The organism is Allobosea sp. (genome assembly GCF_017308015.1).
Taxonomy (GTDB): domain Bacteria; phylum Pseudomonadota; class Alphaproteobacteria; order Rhizobiales; family Beijerinckiaceae; genus Allobosea.
Genome location: NZ_JAFKFW010000032.1, coordinates 39,043 through 54,044, shown reverse-complemented (window position 1 = coordinate 54,044; position 15,002 = coordinate 39,043). Strand labels below are relative to the sequence as shown.

Annotated in this window: 15 protein-coding genes; 8 read left to right on the top strand and 7 right to left on the bottom strand. The window is 66.8% G+C overall.

The annotated features are described in order from the left end of the window. The 3 genes from J0I42_RS21425 to J0I42_RS21415 form a co-directional block, all read left to right on the top strand. The coding region (locus tag J0I42_RS21425) for a class I SAM-dependent methyltransferase (protein ID WP_291657871.1) at positions 1–618 on the top strand (618 nt) is incomplete at its 5' end. A gap of 127 nt (positions 619–745) precedes the next feature. Continuing rightward, entirely contained in the window at positions 746–1,543 is a 798-nt protein-coding gene (locus J0I42_RS21420) for a hypothetical protein (RefSeq protein WP_291657869.1), read from the top strand. 4 nt (positions 1,544–1,547) lie between these two features. Next, a complete protein-coding gene (locus J0I42_RS21415) occupies positions 1,548–2,018 on the top strand; it encodes a hypothetical protein (RefSeq protein ID WP_291657867.1) in 471 nt (156 codons plus the stop codon). Positions 2,019–2,054: 36 nt separating this feature from the next. Here J0I42_RS21415 and J0I42_RS21410 read toward each other — a convergent pair whose 3' ends face one another. From J0I42_RS21410 to J0I42_RS21390, 5 genes are all read right to left on the bottom strand, one after another. Further along, the gene (locus tag J0I42_RS21410) at positions 2,055–2,255 is read right to left on the bottom strand and encodes a hypothetical protein (RefSeq protein ID WP_291657866.1); all 201 of its coding nucleotides are present in this window, start codon (positions 2,253–2,255) and stop codon (positions 2,055–2,057) included. Positions 2,256–2,447: 192 nt separating this feature from the next. Next, complete coding sequence (locus tag J0I42_RS21405) at positions 2,448–2,852, bottom strand: GtrA family protein (RefSeq protein WP_291657865.1); 405 nt, start codon at positions 2,850–2,852, stop codon at positions 2,448–2,450. Positions 2,853–2,892: 40 nt separating this feature from the next. Next, complete coding sequence (locus J0I42_RS21400; protein ID WP_291657864.1) at positions 2,893–4,203, bottom strand: hypothetical protein; 1,311 nt, start codon at positions 4,201–4,203, stop codon at positions 2,893–2,895. Positions 4,204–4,350: 147 nt separating this feature from the next. Beyond that, a complete protein-coding gene (locus tag J0I42_RS21395) occupies positions 4,351–5,412 on the bottom strand; it encodes a class I SAM-dependent methyltransferase (RefSeq protein ID WP_291657862.1) in 1,062 nt (353 codons plus the stop codon). 97 nt (positions 5,413–5,509) lie between these two features. Continuing rightward, the gene (locus J0I42_RS21390) at positions 5,510–5,899 is read right to left on the bottom strand and encodes an ArsR/SmtB family transcription factor (RefSeq protein ID WP_291657860.1); all 390 of its coding nucleotides are present in this window, start codon (positions 5,897–5,899) and stop codon (positions 5,510–5,512) included. A gap of 151 nt (positions 5,900–6,050) precedes the next feature. Here J0I42_RS21390 and J0I42_RS21385 point away from each other — a divergent pair, with 151 nt between their 5' ends. After that, positions 6,051–7,259, top strand: coding sequence for an MFS transporter (locus tag J0I42_RS21385; protein ID WP_291657858.1), 1,209 nt, complete (start codon positions 6,051–6,053; stop codon positions 7,257–7,259). Between the two features lie 15 nt (positions 7,260–7,274). Here the strand turns inward: J0I42_RS21385 and zigA are convergent, their stop codons facing one another. Continuing rightward, entirely contained in the window at positions 7,275–8,486 is a 1,212-nt protein-coding gene (gene zigA, locus J0I42_RS21380) for a zinc metallochaperone GTPase ZigA (RefSeq protein ID WP_291657857.1), read from the bottom strand. A 229-nt stretch (positions 8,487–8,715) separates the two neighbouring features. On the opposite strand from zigA, the gene carB reads away from it, so the two are divergent. The 3 genes from carB to J0I42_RS21365 all read left to right on the top strand — a co-directional run bounded on the left by carB (position 8,716) and on the right by J0I42_RS21365 (position 13,403). Next, entirely contained in the window at positions 8,716–12,033 is a 3,318-nt protein-coding gene (carB, locus tag J0I42_RS21375) for a carbamoyl-phosphate synthase large subunit (protein WP_291657855.1), read from the top strand. A 205-nt stretch (positions 12,034–12,238) separates the two neighbouring features. Then, positions 12,239–12,712 (top strand): transcription elongation factor GreA, encoded by a 474-nt coding sequence (gene greA, locus J0I42_RS21370; RefSeq protein WP_291657853.1) that lies wholly within the window; start codon positions 12,239–12,241, stop codon positions 12,710–12,712. Between the two features lie 199 nt (positions 12,713–12,911). Further along, complete coding sequence (locus tag J0I42_RS21365; RefSeq protein WP_291657852.1) at positions 12,912–13,403, top strand: hypothetical protein; 492 nt, start codon at positions 12,912–12,914, stop codon at positions 13,401–13,403. Between the two features lie 9 nt (positions 13,404–13,412). Here the strand turns inward: J0I42_RS21365 and J0I42_RS21360 are convergent, their stop codons facing one another. Beyond that, positions 13,413–13,877 (bottom strand): Lrp/AsnC family transcriptional regulator, encoded by a 465-nt coding sequence (locus tag J0I42_RS21360; RefSeq protein ID WP_291657884.1) that lies wholly within the window; start codon positions 13,875–13,877, stop codon positions 13,413–13,415. A gap of 61 nt (positions 13,878–13,938) precedes the next feature. Here J0I42_RS21360 and J0I42_RS21355 point away from each other — a divergent pair, with 61 nt between their 5' ends. Further along, the gene (locus J0I42_RS21355) at positions 13,939–14,949 is read left to right on the top strand and encodes a mitochondrial fission ELM1 family protein (protein ID WP_291657850.1); all 1,011 of its coding nucleotides are present in this window, start codon (positions 13,939–13,941) and stop codon (positions 14,947–14,949) included. The last annotated feature ends 53 nt before the right edge of the window (positions 14,950–15,002 follow it).

Sequence of the window (15,002 nt, the reverse complement as noted above, 5' to 3'; positions counted from 1 at the left end):
ATCGCGACGGACCTGATCGGCCATATCCCCTCGACCGAGGCGACCGTCCTCGACCATGGCTGCGGCGAGGCACTCGACGCCGCTCGCGTCGCCGCCTCCTGCGGCAAGCTCTATCTCTGCGAGGCGGCGCCGACCGTGCGCGACAAGCTGCGAGCGCAGTTCGGCCGCAAGGACAACATCGTCGTGGTCTCGCCGGAAGAGGTCGAGGCCCTGCCGCCAGCCTCGCTCGACCTCGTCGTCGCCAATTCCTTGCTCCAGTACCTCTCGCGCGACGAACTGAAGGCGTTGCTGGAAATCTGGCGCGACCGGTTGAAGCCCAGCGGTTCGCTGATCGTCGCCGACGTCATCCCGCCCGATGTCAGCCCGCTGACCGACGCCTCGCAGCTTCTCGCTTTCGCCTGGCGCGGCGGCTTCCTCATGGCGGCGCTCGGCGGCCTCGTCCGCACCGCCTTCTCGGACTATCGCAAGCTCCGGGCGCAATACGGCCTGTCGACCTATACGGCCGAGGCAATCACCGCCCTCATCCGTGAGGCGGGCTTCGCGGATGTGCAGCGTCCGAAGAATTTCGGGCACAATCCGCATCGCATGACGTTTAGGGCAACCAGGCCCGAAGCATAGACGAAAGTAGAATTCGAGCCGGGAATCCGACTCCCCCACACCAACATTCCCTTGCGGAATATCGTCATAAGCCTTGATCTGACGCTTCAAATATGGCTTTGACCGCGGCTTGCCCCGCGAGATTTCCGTGCAGGACCAGTTCATCTGTCCCTATTGCGAAGCAGCGCTCAACAACGGCGTGCTGTCATGCCGTAGCTGCGGGCGCGACCTCACGCCCGTGCTGCCGCTGCTGCGCCGCCTCGATGCTCTGGAAGAACGCCTCGCCGCCGCCGAGAAGCGTATGGACGAAGACCGCGCCGCGCTCGCAGCAGCCCGGACGGCAGAGCCGGCACGGGCTTCGGCCTTCACGCCCGCAGCAGCCCCTGCGGAGGCCGCGCCGGCCACCGCAGGGCTCGCGCGCCGGCGCTTCTGGGTCTTGCCCTTCGGTCTTGTGCTGCTGCTGCTCGCCTATTGGGCGGTCATTCTCTGGCTCGACCTGCCGCTCTGGACGTTGCGTCTCGCCTCGATCGCGATCCCGTTCTTCACCGGTTTCGTCTATTTCGGCATCCGCCCGCGCCTGATTGCCTTCGATATCGGCATCGCCTTCGTCTTTGCGATTTTTTCCGTCGCGACCATGAACGCGTTGCTGGGTTGGCACGACAACATACCGCTCCTTCCGCAAGGGTCGGTGGCCTGGCGCGAGACCTCGTTCTACGCGCTGAGCATCGGCGCCTCCATGTTCTCGGGGATGTTGCTGCGCGTGACGCAGGCTGCGCTGACCGCGCGCGGCCTCGTCTCGCTGCCGGAACTGCGGAAAGGGCTGCAGGCCGTCCACGGCAAGGTGCCGATGGACACGCTGAAGACGATCGAAACCACCATCCTGATGGCCGGCACCGCCATTTCGGCGATCGCCGGCCTCATCGCCGCAATCCTGGGAGTGAAATAGGACGATGATGAAGTCTGTGCTCGTTCGGCACATTCTGCCTGCCGTTCTCGCCACCGCCGCCATGCTGACGGCGGCCCAAGCCGCCGACCCGATCCATCTGATCACCCGCGAGGAAGCGGGCCTGCCGACCGCGCCCAAGGCCGCGGCCAGCACCCGCAACCTGACGCGCGGACCCGGCATCGACACCTTGCCGACCCCGGACAAGGGCGTCGACGGCAAGCCATTCCGCCTGGCCGTGCGCTTCATGCCCGCAAACGGCGTGCCGATCGACCCGGCGACCGTGCGCGTCTTCTACCGGCGCGATCCTCCGGTCGATATCACCCAGCGCATCAAGCCGTTCATCACGCCGGCCGGGATCGACGCGCCCTCCGTCGTCGTCCCCAGCGGCAGCCATACCCTCGAGATCGAGGCCGCCGATAAGGAAGGCCGGATCGGCCGCAGGCAGCTCACGCTGACCGTCGCCCCGACCCCGTGAGACATTGAGGGCCGGTCATCGAATGGCCCGCCCTCATCACATGGTCGTAGCGCAAGCTTCGTGCCTTGCCTGCCGCCATGTGATGAACTCCTGCCGGCAGGCGCGAAACCCTGGCGCCGCCCTGGGGGCACGGATGAAATATTGGCTGGTGACGGCGGCTTTGCTCGCCGCAGCATGGAGCACTTTGCCGGGCGCTTCAGCGCAGTCCGGCAGGATCAGGCCGGAATGCCGCAGCATGGGCAATCCGCATTCCTGCAGTTGTGCGCTCGACAATGGCGGCAGGATCGTGCCGGATCATCACCGCATCGGCCGGATGAACTGGCGGAGCCCCAAGGTTGGAACCGGGGCACATATGGCGTTCATGAACTGCGCGACGGGCTCGGGGCGATAGCGCCGGGCCGCACCCGAGCTCCCTCGAAGCCGCGTGAGCTAGCCGGCCCTGTCCGCGAAGCTGAAGAACTTGTGGCCGAGAAACGAGAACACCATCACCACGCCGGTGGTGACGAATTGCATCGGCAGATAGGGCAGACCCGCCCGCGCAACGAACAGATGCATCAGGATGCCGGTGAGCACGAAGCCGCCGGCCGCGATCAGGGCGAAGCGCCAGCCGGCCTGGGCATGGCTGCGGGTCGCATCGAAGGTCATCCAGCGGTTGAGGCCATAGGAAACCAGCGCCCCGACGATGAAGCCGGCCAGCGTCGCCGGCACGGGCTCGACATGGGTCAGCTCGACCAGCCCGATCAGAACGCCGTAATGCGCGACCGCCGTCAGCCCGCCGGCCAGGACATAGGCGGCGAGCTGGCGGATCTGGCGTGGATACTGGCGAAGCGGCATCCGCGCTTCGTAGAGGATGCCGCAGGTTCGCGGAAGCCCGTCAGCCCGCGTCGCTGCCGGCGAGATTGGCCGGCATGCCGCCGACCGGCATGTCCAGTCCCTGCTTCAGCGTATCGAGATGATACTCGCGGATGCGGCCGTTGGTCGGGTCGCTGACGAAGGCGCTGCTGCCGATGACGGCGAGGCTCGGCGTCGGCGTCTTGGCTCCGTAGGCGCAGTCGAAGGCCGGCACGGCATCGAAGGCCGCGAGGTCCTTCCAGACCGGCGCGATCTCGTAGATCCGCAGCTTGCCGTCCGGCGTCAGGTTGGCGAGCCGGCTGCCATTGCCGCTGAGCTCGAACTGGCAGGCGGCCTGCCCGCCCGGCACGGCCAGCACGTCCTCGATCTTCAGCGCCTTCGCCTCCGGGTCGATCCGCAGCAGCGCGTCATAGGGCGCCTTCAGACCGTAATTGCCAACGAGATGGCGCCCGTTGTCGCGCGACTTCAACGCGCTGACACGGCGCTCGTCGGGATAGCCGAGCTTGCGGCCGCTCCAGCTCGCGGCAGCCCCCTTGCCGGCCTTGGACAGCACCAGCAAGCCACCGCCCTCGCCCTCGGCGCAGCCGAAGATATGGCGGCCGCCGCGCGCTGCGGCCGAGCCATGGAAGAGCTTGCAGGAGGCATCGGGCTTTGCCGCGTCGTCGAAGAGCGCGACGCGCTTCCAGTCCTTACCCTCCGCGAGAATCTCGAAGCCGTTCGGCCGCGACGAGGCGCTGCGATCGTCGCCCTTGGCATAGGCCGGGTTCGGGATCGACATCAGCCATTGCCGGTTGCCGAGCGGCACCGCGACGCCGTGCTGCGGCGCCGGGCTCGGCCAGGTCGTCGCGGTAGGCTTCTCCTTGGCGAGGCTGTCGATCGCGACCAGCACGGCCTTCGGCTCGCTCTTGCCTTCCCAGGGCCGCAGACCGTCGAAGAACAGCGCGAGCTGGCCATGGCCGGAGAGTACATGCGCCGGCCGGTCGCCCTTCACCGCGAAATCGAGCAGCTTCGGCGACGCCTTGTCGAGATCGACATGGTCGCCATGCGATTCCGCGATCAGCCCGGTATCGAGGATACGCAGCGTGCCCGCCTCGTCGCCGGTCTTGACCACGACATAGCGCCCGCCGGACACGCCGGCGAAACCGGGATTGGCCTTCGGCATGTCGAAGCTGTGCGTGACCTCGCCGCTGTCGAGATCGAGGATGCGGACGACCGGCTTCTCGTGATCGGCGAAGACGAGGCGCCCGCGCAGCGGGGCATGGTCATGGGCGAAAGCCGCAGAAGCGAGCAGGCAGCCGACCAGGCCGGCGGCAGCGAAGCGGGAGGAAGGCACGGGAGAGCTCCAAGGTAATAATGCAATGATATAACGTTACATAACCACACGGCGAACTCAACCCGCTTCCGCGCCGCCGGTGGATAAGGCAGCGCGTCCGGCAAGCGCCCGCGAGGCGCCTGCCGAACAGCGATCAGCCAAATCGCCTCAGGCCCTGACCTCGAACACCATGTTGAACGGCGTCTCGGTCGCCCGGCGAAAATGCTGGAAGCCCGCATCCATCGCGACCTTCCGCAAGCGCATCTCGCCGGCCTGCGCGCCGAGACCCAGCCCGACCTCCTGCGAGAGCGAGGCCGGCGTGCAGATCATCGTCGAGGCCCCGTAGAAGATCCGCCCGACCGGGTTCAGGTTGTCCTTGAGATGGTCGTGCGCGAAGGGCTCGACGATCATCCAGCTCCCGTCCTCCGCGAGCACATCGCGTATATGCTTACCGGCGCCGACGGGGTCACCCATATCGTGCAGGCAGTCGAACATCGTCACAAGGTCGTATTTCCGCTCCGGGAAATCCTTGGCCGTGGCGCGCTCGAAGACGATGCGGTCGCCGACACCGGCCTTCTCCGCCGCCTCCCGCGCCCGCTCGATCGAAGGCCCGTGATAGTCGAAACCGTGGAAGCGCGATTGCGGGTAGGCCTGCGCCATCAGGATGGTGGAGGAGCCGTGCCCGCAGCCGACATCGGCGACGGTCGCGCCCTCCATCAGCTTCACCTGAACGCCGCTGAGCGCCGGAATCCAGTCCGTTGTGAGATGGGCATTGTAGCCCGGACGGAAGAAGCGCTCGGTCCCCCGGAACAGGCATTTGCTGTGCTCGTGCCAGCCGAGTCCCGAACCGTTGCGGAAAGCCTCCTCGACCTTCGGCTCGTCGAGCCACATCGACTGGACGATTTCGAAGGCGCCGGCGAAGAAGGCCGGGCTGTCCTCCTCGGCGAAGGCCATGGCCTGCTCGGCCGAGAGGCTGAAGCTGTCGCTGCCCTCGTCATAATCGACGTAGCCGGCCGAAGCCTGGCCAGCGAGCCATTCGCGCAGATAGCGCTCCTTGAGGCCGGTCTTCTCGGCCAGTTGCAAGGAGGTGACGGGCCTGCCGTCGGCCATCGCCTTGTAGAGGCCGAGCTGGTCGCCCAGAACGATCAGGGCCCCTGTGACGGAGGCGCCGACGTCGCCGACGAGACGCCCCACCAAATCATCGAGTTTCTGAGGGTCGGCAGCACGCATGGCCATGCTCCTCGGGTTCGGGCGTGGCCGGTGCCGTATCGCGATCCGGCTCGACGCCATCGCGGAAGCAGGAACGCTAGACCCGTGCGCGAGCCTGTCAACGTGACGAAGTCTGACCCTGAGCCTGTTCCCCGCCCGAAAGCCATTCGGGGCCGAGCCGCGGCAGGTTGGGATCGCGCCGCGCCGTTTCGATCACGCTGTCGATCAGCCCGGGGAAGCGCTGGTTCAGTTCCTCGCGCCGGATGCTCAGGTAGCGCGACGTGCCCTCGACCCGCATGCGGGTGATGCCGGCCTCGCGCAGCTTGGCGAAGTGATAGGACAACAGCGAAGGAGAAGCGAAGGCCGTGAAATGGCTGCAGCGCGCCCTGTCGACGTCGTTGAGGTCGGAGAGCGCGACGAGGATGCCGAGCCGGATCGGATCGGCCAATGCTCCGAATACGTCGGCGGGCGCCACATCCTCGATATCGGGGTGGAAAACCGGCTTCATGACCTCCGAGATAGGCGATGCCGCCGCTCCTGACAATATTCAACATTCATTGAAATTATCCTTGCGGCAATCGCCAGGCAGGCTTAATTCAACGATCATTGAATTTCGAACCCAGCTTTCGAAACAGCGATCATCCGCAAGGATCACTCCCATGGATACGCGCCTTCTCTCGCTTGCCGGCGGCGCCTTCGCCATCGGCACGGGCAGCCTGATCGTCACCGGCATCCTGCCCCATCTCGCCTCCGGCCTCGCCGTCTCGATCGACACCGCCGGCCTGCTGATCTCGATCTTCGCGCTGGCTTATGCGGTCGGCTCGCCGATCCTCTCCACCGTTCTGGGCGATGCCGATCGCAAGACGGTGCTGGCCGGCGCGATCACCGTCTTCGGCCTCGCCAATCTCGGCGCCGCCTTCGCCACCGATTTCTGGGTGGTGATGGCGGCCCGGATCGTGATGGCGTTCTCGGCCGGCGTCTTCATGCCCGCCGCCAACGCCGTCGCCGTCGCGGTCTCGCCCCCCGAGCGGCGCGGCCGCGCCATCGCGCTTGTCACCGGTGGCATGACCGTCTCGCTGATTCTCGGCATTCCGATCGGTACGGCAGTCGTCGGCTTCGGCGGCTGGCATCTCGCCTTCCTGATCGTGGCGGGCCTGAGCGCGCTCTCGCTGGCGGGCCTGCTGGTCAAGCTTCCGCGTGGCCTGCCGCGCGGCACCAACACCTTGCGCGAACGGCTGCAGGTAGCGGCGCGGGGCGACGTGCTGCTGGCGCTCGCCACGACCATGCTGTGGACCACCGGCGCCTTCGTTCTCTACACCTATATCGCGCCCTTCCTGACCAACCACGCCGGCATCACGGGGCCGTGGCTCGCCGCGACGCTGGTCGTCTCCGGCCTCGGCTCGGCGATCGGCAACCAGCTCGGCGGCATCGCCAGCGACCGCTTCGGCCCCGAGCGCTCGCTGAGCGTGGTGCTGTCGATCTTGGCCGCCGCGCTGGCTAGCGCCTCGCTGATCGCAGTCAGCCTGCCGCCGGCGTTGGCGATCTGGCCGATCCCCTTCGTGCTCTTCGTCTGGAGCGCGGCCGGCTGGGCCGGCCACCCTTCGCAGATGTCCCGACTGGCGGCGATGGCGCCGGATGCGACCGTAGTCGCGCTCTCGCTCAACGCCTCCGCGCTCTATTTCGGCATCGCGGCCGGCGCGGCACTCGGCCAGCAGGTGATGCGCCATGCCGGCACCTGGCCGCTCGGCTTCGTCGGCGCCGCCTGCGAGGTTGCGGCGCTCGCGGTGCTCGCATTCACGTTCTATCGCAAGCGCGCCGCCAAGGGCGCGCCGCCCCTCCCGGAAACGGCAGCGCCGGCTCGAAGCTGAGAGGGTGCGGGCGGATCAGGCCGCTTCCGCCCGCCGCCAGGCCGGGAACGGGTCCGGCAGGTCGCGGTAGCGCTCGGGGTTGAAGCGCAGCGGCAGGGCATCGCCGACGAGACAGAGGTCGAGCGCGGCGCGAATCGCCGCCTCGTCCAACTCCGTGCCGATGAAGACCAGCTCCTGCCGGCGGTCGCCCCAGACGGAATGCCAGTTGCGGTTCAGGATCGTCTTCCACTCGGGATGGTCGGGCCAACGCGAGCGTGGCACCGCCGCCCACCAGAAGCCCATCGCCTCGGTGCGGCAGATGCTGCCGGCCAGCGACATCTCGCCGACCCAGTCCGGCCGGGTCGCCAGCCAGAAATGCCCCTTGGCGCGGATCAGTCCCGGCCATGTCCGGCCCAGAAAAGCATTGAACTTCTCGGGATGGAACGGTCGCCGCGCCCGGTAGACGAAGGAGGAAATGCCGTACTCCTCCGTCTCCGGCACATGGTCTTTGAAGCCATACAGCTCCTTGTGCCAGAGCGGGTGTTCCTGCGCCTTTTCATGATCGAACAGGCCGGTATCGAGCACGGCGGCGAGCGGCACCTTGCCGAAATCCGCCTCGACCTGCCTTGCATCCGGATTGAGCGCGCGCACGATCCTGCTGACGGCATCACGCTGCTCGGGTGTGGCCTCCGAGATCTTGTTGACCACGACCACGTCGGCGAACTCGATCTGCTCGACCAGGAGGTCGACCAGCGTGCGCTCGTCGCCTTCCCCGGCCGTCTCGCCGCGCTCACGCAGGAAATCGCGCGAGCCGTAGTCCCGCAGCAGGCTCGCGGCATCGACCACCGTGACCATCGTGTCGAGCCGCGCGACATCCGACAGCGAAAGCCCGCCCTCGTCGCGGAACTCGAAGGTCGCGGCGATCGGCAAGGGCTCGGCGATGCCCGTCCCCTCGACCAGCAGATAGTCGAACCGCCCTTCCTCCGCGAGGCGGCGCACTTCCGCGAGCAGGTCGTCGCGCAAGGTGCAGCAGATGCAGCCATTGCTCATCTCGACCAGCTTCTCGTCGGTGCGCGAGAGTTTGCCGCCGCCCTCCCGCACCAGATCGGCGTCGATATTCACCTCGCTCATGTCGTTGACGATGACCGCGACCTTGCGGCCTTCGCGGTTGTTCAGGATGTGGTTGAGAAGGGTCGTCTTGCCGGCTCCGAGGAAGCCGGACAGGACGGTGACGGGCAGACGTGACATGGGGCGGAACCTCTATATGAAATGTTATAACATAACTTTCATAAGATACCCGCCACTGGCAAGTGCCCTAACGAAGCCGTGCACATCTGGCCGTGCCGCTCCTTTTAGCTTCCCCCCGGCGCCTTCGCCGTCTATAGCGAGCGCCTAGCATTCATTCAGACGCTCGCCTCGCCTCCGCTCGCCCGATCGGACCGGCCTTGCGCGCGCCTGTCCAAGACCGGTCGAGATCATGCCCAAGCGCACAGACATCAAGTCCATCCTGATCATCGGCGCCGGCCCCATCATCATCGGCCAGGCCTGCGAGTTCGACTATTCCGGCACCCAGGCCTGCAAGACGCTGAAGGCCGAGGGCTATCGCATCATCCTGGTCAACTCGAACCCGGCGACGATCATGACCGATCCGGACCTGGCCGACGCGACCTATGTCGAGCCGATCACGCCCGAGATCGTCGCCAAGATCATCGAGAAGGAGCGCCCCGACGCGCTGCTGCCGACCATGGGCGGCCAGACCGCGCTGAACTGCGCGCTCTCGCTCAAGAAGATGGGCGTGCTCGAGAAGTTCGGCGTCGAGATGATCGGCGCCACGGCCGAGGCGATCGACAAGGCCGAGGATCGCGAGCTCTTCCGCGAGGCGATGACCAAGATCGGCCTCGACACGCCGCGCTCGCACCACATCAAGACGCTCGGCCAGGCGCTGGACGCGCTGGAGGATATCGGCCTGCCGGCGATCATCCGCCCGTCCTTCACCATGGGCGGCACCGGCGGCGGCATCGCCTACAACAAGGGCGAGTTCATCGACATCGTCGAGCGCGGCATCGACGCTTCCCCCACTAGCGAGGTTCTCATCGAGGAGAGCGTGCTCGGCTGGAAGGAATACGAGATGGAGGTCGTCCGCGATAAGGCGGACAACTGCATCATCGTCTGCTCGATCGAGAATTTCGATCCGATGGGCGTCCATACCGGTGATTCGATCACCGTCGCGCCGGCGCTGACGCTGACCGACAAGGAATACCAGATCATGCGCGACGCCTCGCTGGCGGTGCTGCGCGAGATCGGCGTCGAGACCGGCGGCAGCAATGTCCAGTTTGCTATCGATCCGGCGACCGGCCGCATGATCGTCATCGAGATGAACCCGCGCGTCTCGCGCTCCTCGGCGCTGGCCTCGAAGGCCACAGGCTTCCCGATCGCCAAGGTCGCGGCGCGGCTTGCCGTCGGCTACACGCTCGACGAGATCGAGAACGACATCACCGGCGGCGCGACGCCGGCCTCCTTCGAGCCGACGATCGACTACGTCGTCACCAAAATCCCGCGCTTCGCCTTCGAGAAGTTCCCGGGTGCCGAGCCGACGCTGACAACGGCGATGAAATCGGTCGGCGAATCCATGGCGATCGGCCGCACCTTCCAGGAATCGCTGCAGAAGGCGCTGCGCTCGCTGGAAACCGGCCTCGACGGCCTCGACGAGATCGAGATCGAGGGCTTCGGCCAGGGCGACGACCGCAACGCCATCAAGGCCGCGATCTCGACGCCGACGCCGGACCGCATCCTCCATGTCGCCCAGGCCATGCGCGCCGGTTTCAGCGACGAGGAGATCCACGAGAGCTGCAAGATCGATCCGTGGTTCCTCGCCCAGATGCGCGAGATCGTCGAGACCGAGGAGAAGATCCGCAAGATCGGCCTGCCGACCACGCCGGGCGCCTTCCGCCAGATCAAGGCGATGGGCTTTTCCGACAAACGCCTCGCCGCCGTCTCCGGCAAGACCGAGACCGAAGTCAGGAAGGCGCGCCGCGCGCTGGAGGTCCGCCCGGTCTACAAGCGCATCGACACCTGCGCGGCCGAGTTCTCCTCGCCGACGGCCTACATGTATTCGAGCTACGCCATGCCCTTCGGCGGCAAGGCCGCGGACGAGGCCAATCCGTCCGACCGCAAGAAGGTCGTCATCCTCGGCGGCGGACCGAACCGCATCGGCCAGGGCATCGAGTTCGACTATTGCTGCTGCCATGCCTGCTACGCGCTGCGCGACGCCGGCTACGAGACCATCATGGTCAACTGCAACCCGGAGACGGTCTCGACCGACTACGACACCTCCGACCGGCTCTATTTCGAGCCGCTGACGGCGGAAGACGTACTCGAGATCCTCGAAACCGAGAAGCAGAACGGCACGCTGATGGGCGTCATCGTCCAGTTCGGCGGCCAGACCCCGCTGAAGCTGGCCAACGCGCTGGAAGAAGCCGGCATCCCGATCCTCGGCACCTCGCCCGACATGATCGACCTCGCCGAGGACCGTGACCGCTTCAAGCGCCTGCTCGACAAGCTGCACCTGAAGCAGCCGAAGAACGGCATCGCCTATTCGGTGGAGCAGGCCCGCATCATCGCCGGCGAGCTCGGCCTGCCCTTCGTCGTGCGCCCGTCCTATGTGCTCGGCGGCCGCGCCATGGCGATCATCCGCGACGAGATCATGTTCGAGGATTACCTGCTCGGCACCCTGCCCTCGCTGATCCCCTCCGAGGTCAAGGCCAAGTACCCGAACGACAAGACCGGCCAGATCAACACCGTGCTCGGCAAGAACCCGCTGCTGTTCGACCGCTACCTGTCGGACGCGATCGAGGTCGATGTCGACTGCCTCTGCGACGGCAAGGATGTCTTCGTCGCCGGCATCATGGAGCATATCGAGGAAGCCGGCATCCATTCCGGCGATTCGGCCTGCTCGCTGCCGCCGCGCTCGCTCTCGGCCGAGACGATCGCCGAGCTGGAGCGCCAGACCAAGGCGATGGCTCTCGCCCTCGATGTCGGCGGCCTGATGAACGTCCAGTACGCCATCAAGGACGGCGAGATCTACGTGCTCGAGGTCAATCCGCGCGCCTCGCGCACGGTGCCGTTCGTCGCCAAGGTCATCGGCGAGCCGATCGCCAAGATCGCGGCCCGCGTCATGGCCGGCGAGGCTCTGGCCGGCTTCGGCCTGAAGCCCGCCAAGCTCGGCCATGTCGGCGTCAAGGAAGCGGTCTTCCCCTTCGCGCGCTTCCCCGGCGTCGACGTGCTGCTCGGGCCGGAAATGCGTTCGACCGGCGAGGTCATCGGCCTCGACCGCTCCTTCGACACCGCCTTCGCCAAGAGCCAGCTCGGTGCCGGCTCGAAGGTCCCGGTCAAGGGCACGGTCTTCGTCTCGGTGCGCGACGAGGACAAGCCGCGCATCGTGCCGGCCGTCCGCATCCTCGCCGATCTCGGCTTCCGCATCCTCGCGACGGGCGGCACGCTGCGCCACCTGCAGGAGCAGGGCATCTCCGCCTCCAAGATCAACAAGGTTCTGGAAGGCCGCCCGCATGTCGTCGACGCGCTGAAGAACAGCGAAATCCAGCTCGTGTTCAACACCACCGAGGGGCCGCAGGCTCTTGCGGACTCCCGTGCGCTCCGGCGCACGGCCCTCTTGCACAAGGTGCCCTATTATACCACCTTGGCCGGAGCGATCGCAGCGGCGGAGGGCATCAAGGCCTATTGCAGCGGCGATCTCGAAGTACGATCCTTGCAGTCGTATTTCGAACGCGCGGCCTGACCGGCCGCTCGGCGCGAATTCCATAGCATCGGACCGAAAAGTGGAATCCACTTTTCGAAAAATCCGATGCGAAACCATTAGAATAGATCATCGTTATCGCGTCCGATCGGACGCGCGATGATCTAGGGATTGAGCGGAAGCGCGGGAACCGGCGGCCGATATGCCGCCGGTGAGCCGCGCTTTCGAAGCTTATGGGACGGAAGGTATGGAAAAGGTTCCGATGACCGCGGGCGGCTTCGCCGCCCTGGAGGCCGAACTGAAGGACCGTCAGCAGGTCCAGCGCCAGCGCATCATCACCGCGATCGCCGAGGCGCGCGCGCTGGGTGATCTCTCCGAGAACGCGGAATATCACGCGGCCAAGGAAGCGCAGTCGCTCAACGAAGGCCGGATCATGGAACTCGAATCGCTGATCGGCCGCGCCGACATCATCGACGTCGCCAAGCTCGGCGGCGACACGATCAAGTTCGGCGCCACCGTCAAGCTGATCGACGACGACACCGAGGAAGAGAAGAGCTACCAGATCGTCGGCGAGCCGGAATCGGACGTGAAGTCCGGCAAGGTCTCGATCGGCTCACCGATCGCGCGTGCGCTGATCGGCAAGAAGGTCGGCGATTCCGTCCAGGTCAACACGCCTGGCGGCGGCAAGTCCTACGAGGTCGTCAGCGTCGTCTTCCGCTGAGATCAAAGTCGGTCGCGGGCGAAGCCAGGCGCAGACCCGCGAGTCATAGGAGAGGGAGGCGCCGGAGCCTCCCCTGGCCAGGTATGCTGTGGCTCTTGCCCGAGCATGACGCCTGCCCCGTGCAGCGTGACGCCGTGGTCATGGACTCTCGCGGCCCCGCCCCTACATTGAAGCGACAGGCTTTTTCGGAGATCCGGCCATGATCACCCGTCGACAGGCACTGGCATCCGCGCTCGGGGCCTCCGCGCTGGCCCTGGCGCCCCCGGTTCCCTCCGCTTTCGCGCAAGGCTCGGCGGTGGGCACGATCCGCGTGGACGCACTGCCTTCGGTCGTGGAGGCCTGGGGCCCCAACCTGCCGATGGTGCAGGCCGAGCTGAAGCGAACCCTGGTGGAGATTCTCGGCCCCTCGCTGCAGCCCGGCGCCGGGACCAGGCTCGTCGTCACCATCGGGCGCCTGTGGCTCTCCAGCAGCACAAGGGGCACCGGCCTGACCGGAGCCCACGAGGATTTCCTCGAAAGCACCGCCACACTCTATGATCGCAGCGGCAGGCCGCTGGCCAGCTATCCGATCCGTTCCACGGAACCCGCCACCGGCGCCGGTCTTCTGCCCCTGCCCGAGGCCGACTGGTTCCGCCTGAGGGCGCTGGCTCGCAACAATGCCTGGTGGGTCAGGCGCTATATCGCGGGCTGAGGCCGGCTGTCAGCCGAACGGCACGATCGGCTCGTCCTTGACCCTGTCGAGGGCGAGCGCGGTCCGGACATTGCGGACATTCGGCATCGCGGTCAGTTCCGCGACGAAATCCTGAAAGGCCTTCAGGTCCGGCGCGACGCATTTCAGGGCGAAGTCGATATCGCCGGAGAGCGTCCAGCATTCGCGCACCGTCGGCCAGTTGCGAATCCGATCCTGGAAGGCGACGAGATCGGCCTCGGCCTGGCTCGCCAGATGCACGAAGGCGAAGCAGACCACCTCGAAGCCCAGCTTCCGCTCGTCGAGATCGGCATGATAGCCGCGGATCAGCCCGGCCTCCTCCAATGCGCGCACGCGCCTGAGGCAAGGCGGGGGCGAGATGCCGACGCGGCTGGCGAGCTCGACATTGGTCATGCGCCCATCGGCCTGCAGCTCGCGCAGGATGCGCAGGTCGAGATCGTCGAGTTTGGGGCGCAACGAGTATCCTCGCATGAAGGTCGCGCTGGTGTAGACGGCAGTGGCAGGCGATACAAGGCGCATGCCACGAGCGCAGACCGCCATTCACGACAATCCGGAGCCAACCGTCTGGGTCCTGACCGACGGCAAGGCCGGCGACGAACTGCAATGCCTGGGCGTCGCCGAGCGTCTCGGCGTCGCGCCTGAAATCCGCCGGGTGAAGCCGCGCCGACCCTGGGCCTGGCTGATGCCGCGCGGGCCGATCGATCCGCGCGAGGCGCCGGATCGGCCGGCAAGCCCGCTCTCCCCCCCTTTCCCGGATATCGCCATCGCCTCCGGCCGGCGCGCGGTCGCCTATTTGCGGGCGCTGAAGCAGGCCTCGAACGGCGCGACCTACACCGTCTTCCTCAAGGACCCGCGCACCGGCTCCGGCACCGCCGACCTGATCTGGGTCTCCGGCCATGACAGGCTGCGCGGCGACAATGTGCTGGTCACCACGACCTCGCCGCATCGCCTGACGCCGGGCAGGCTCGCCGCCGCCCGTGCCGCGCCGCCTGTAGCCATCGCGAATCTGCGCAGCCCTCGCGTCGCCGTGCTCGTCGGCGGCGACAGCCGGCATCACCGCTTCACCCCCTCCGATATCGAGCGCCTCGCGAAACAGCTCGACGAACTCGCCCGATCGGGCGTCAGCCTGATGGGCTCGCCTTCTCGGCGAACCGCGCCGGCGCTCGCCGCGGCCGTCGCGACTGTCTTCAAGCGACACGGCGGCTGGTGGTGGGACGGGACAGGCGAAAATCCCTTCCTCGCCCTGCTGGCCAATGCCGATGCGGTGGTGGTGACGGCCGACTCGACCACCATGATCGGCGAGGCCGCGGCGGCCGGCCGGCCCGTGCTGGTCTTCGAGCCCACGGGCGGCCACCCCAAGATCACGGCGCTGGTCGCCGCGCTGCAGCGCGAGGGCGTTGTGCATCGCTTCTGTGGACGCCTTGAAGGGGAGGCTTACGAACCGATAGACTCAACGCCGGTCATAGCCGATGCGATACGGGAAGGCTGGCTGCGCCACCGGGCAGCACGGGGATGCACGCGCTCCTGAACCCGGCAGCCCTTGTTTCGGCGCCGCGCCGGCGTATCTGACGGATCGAAGCT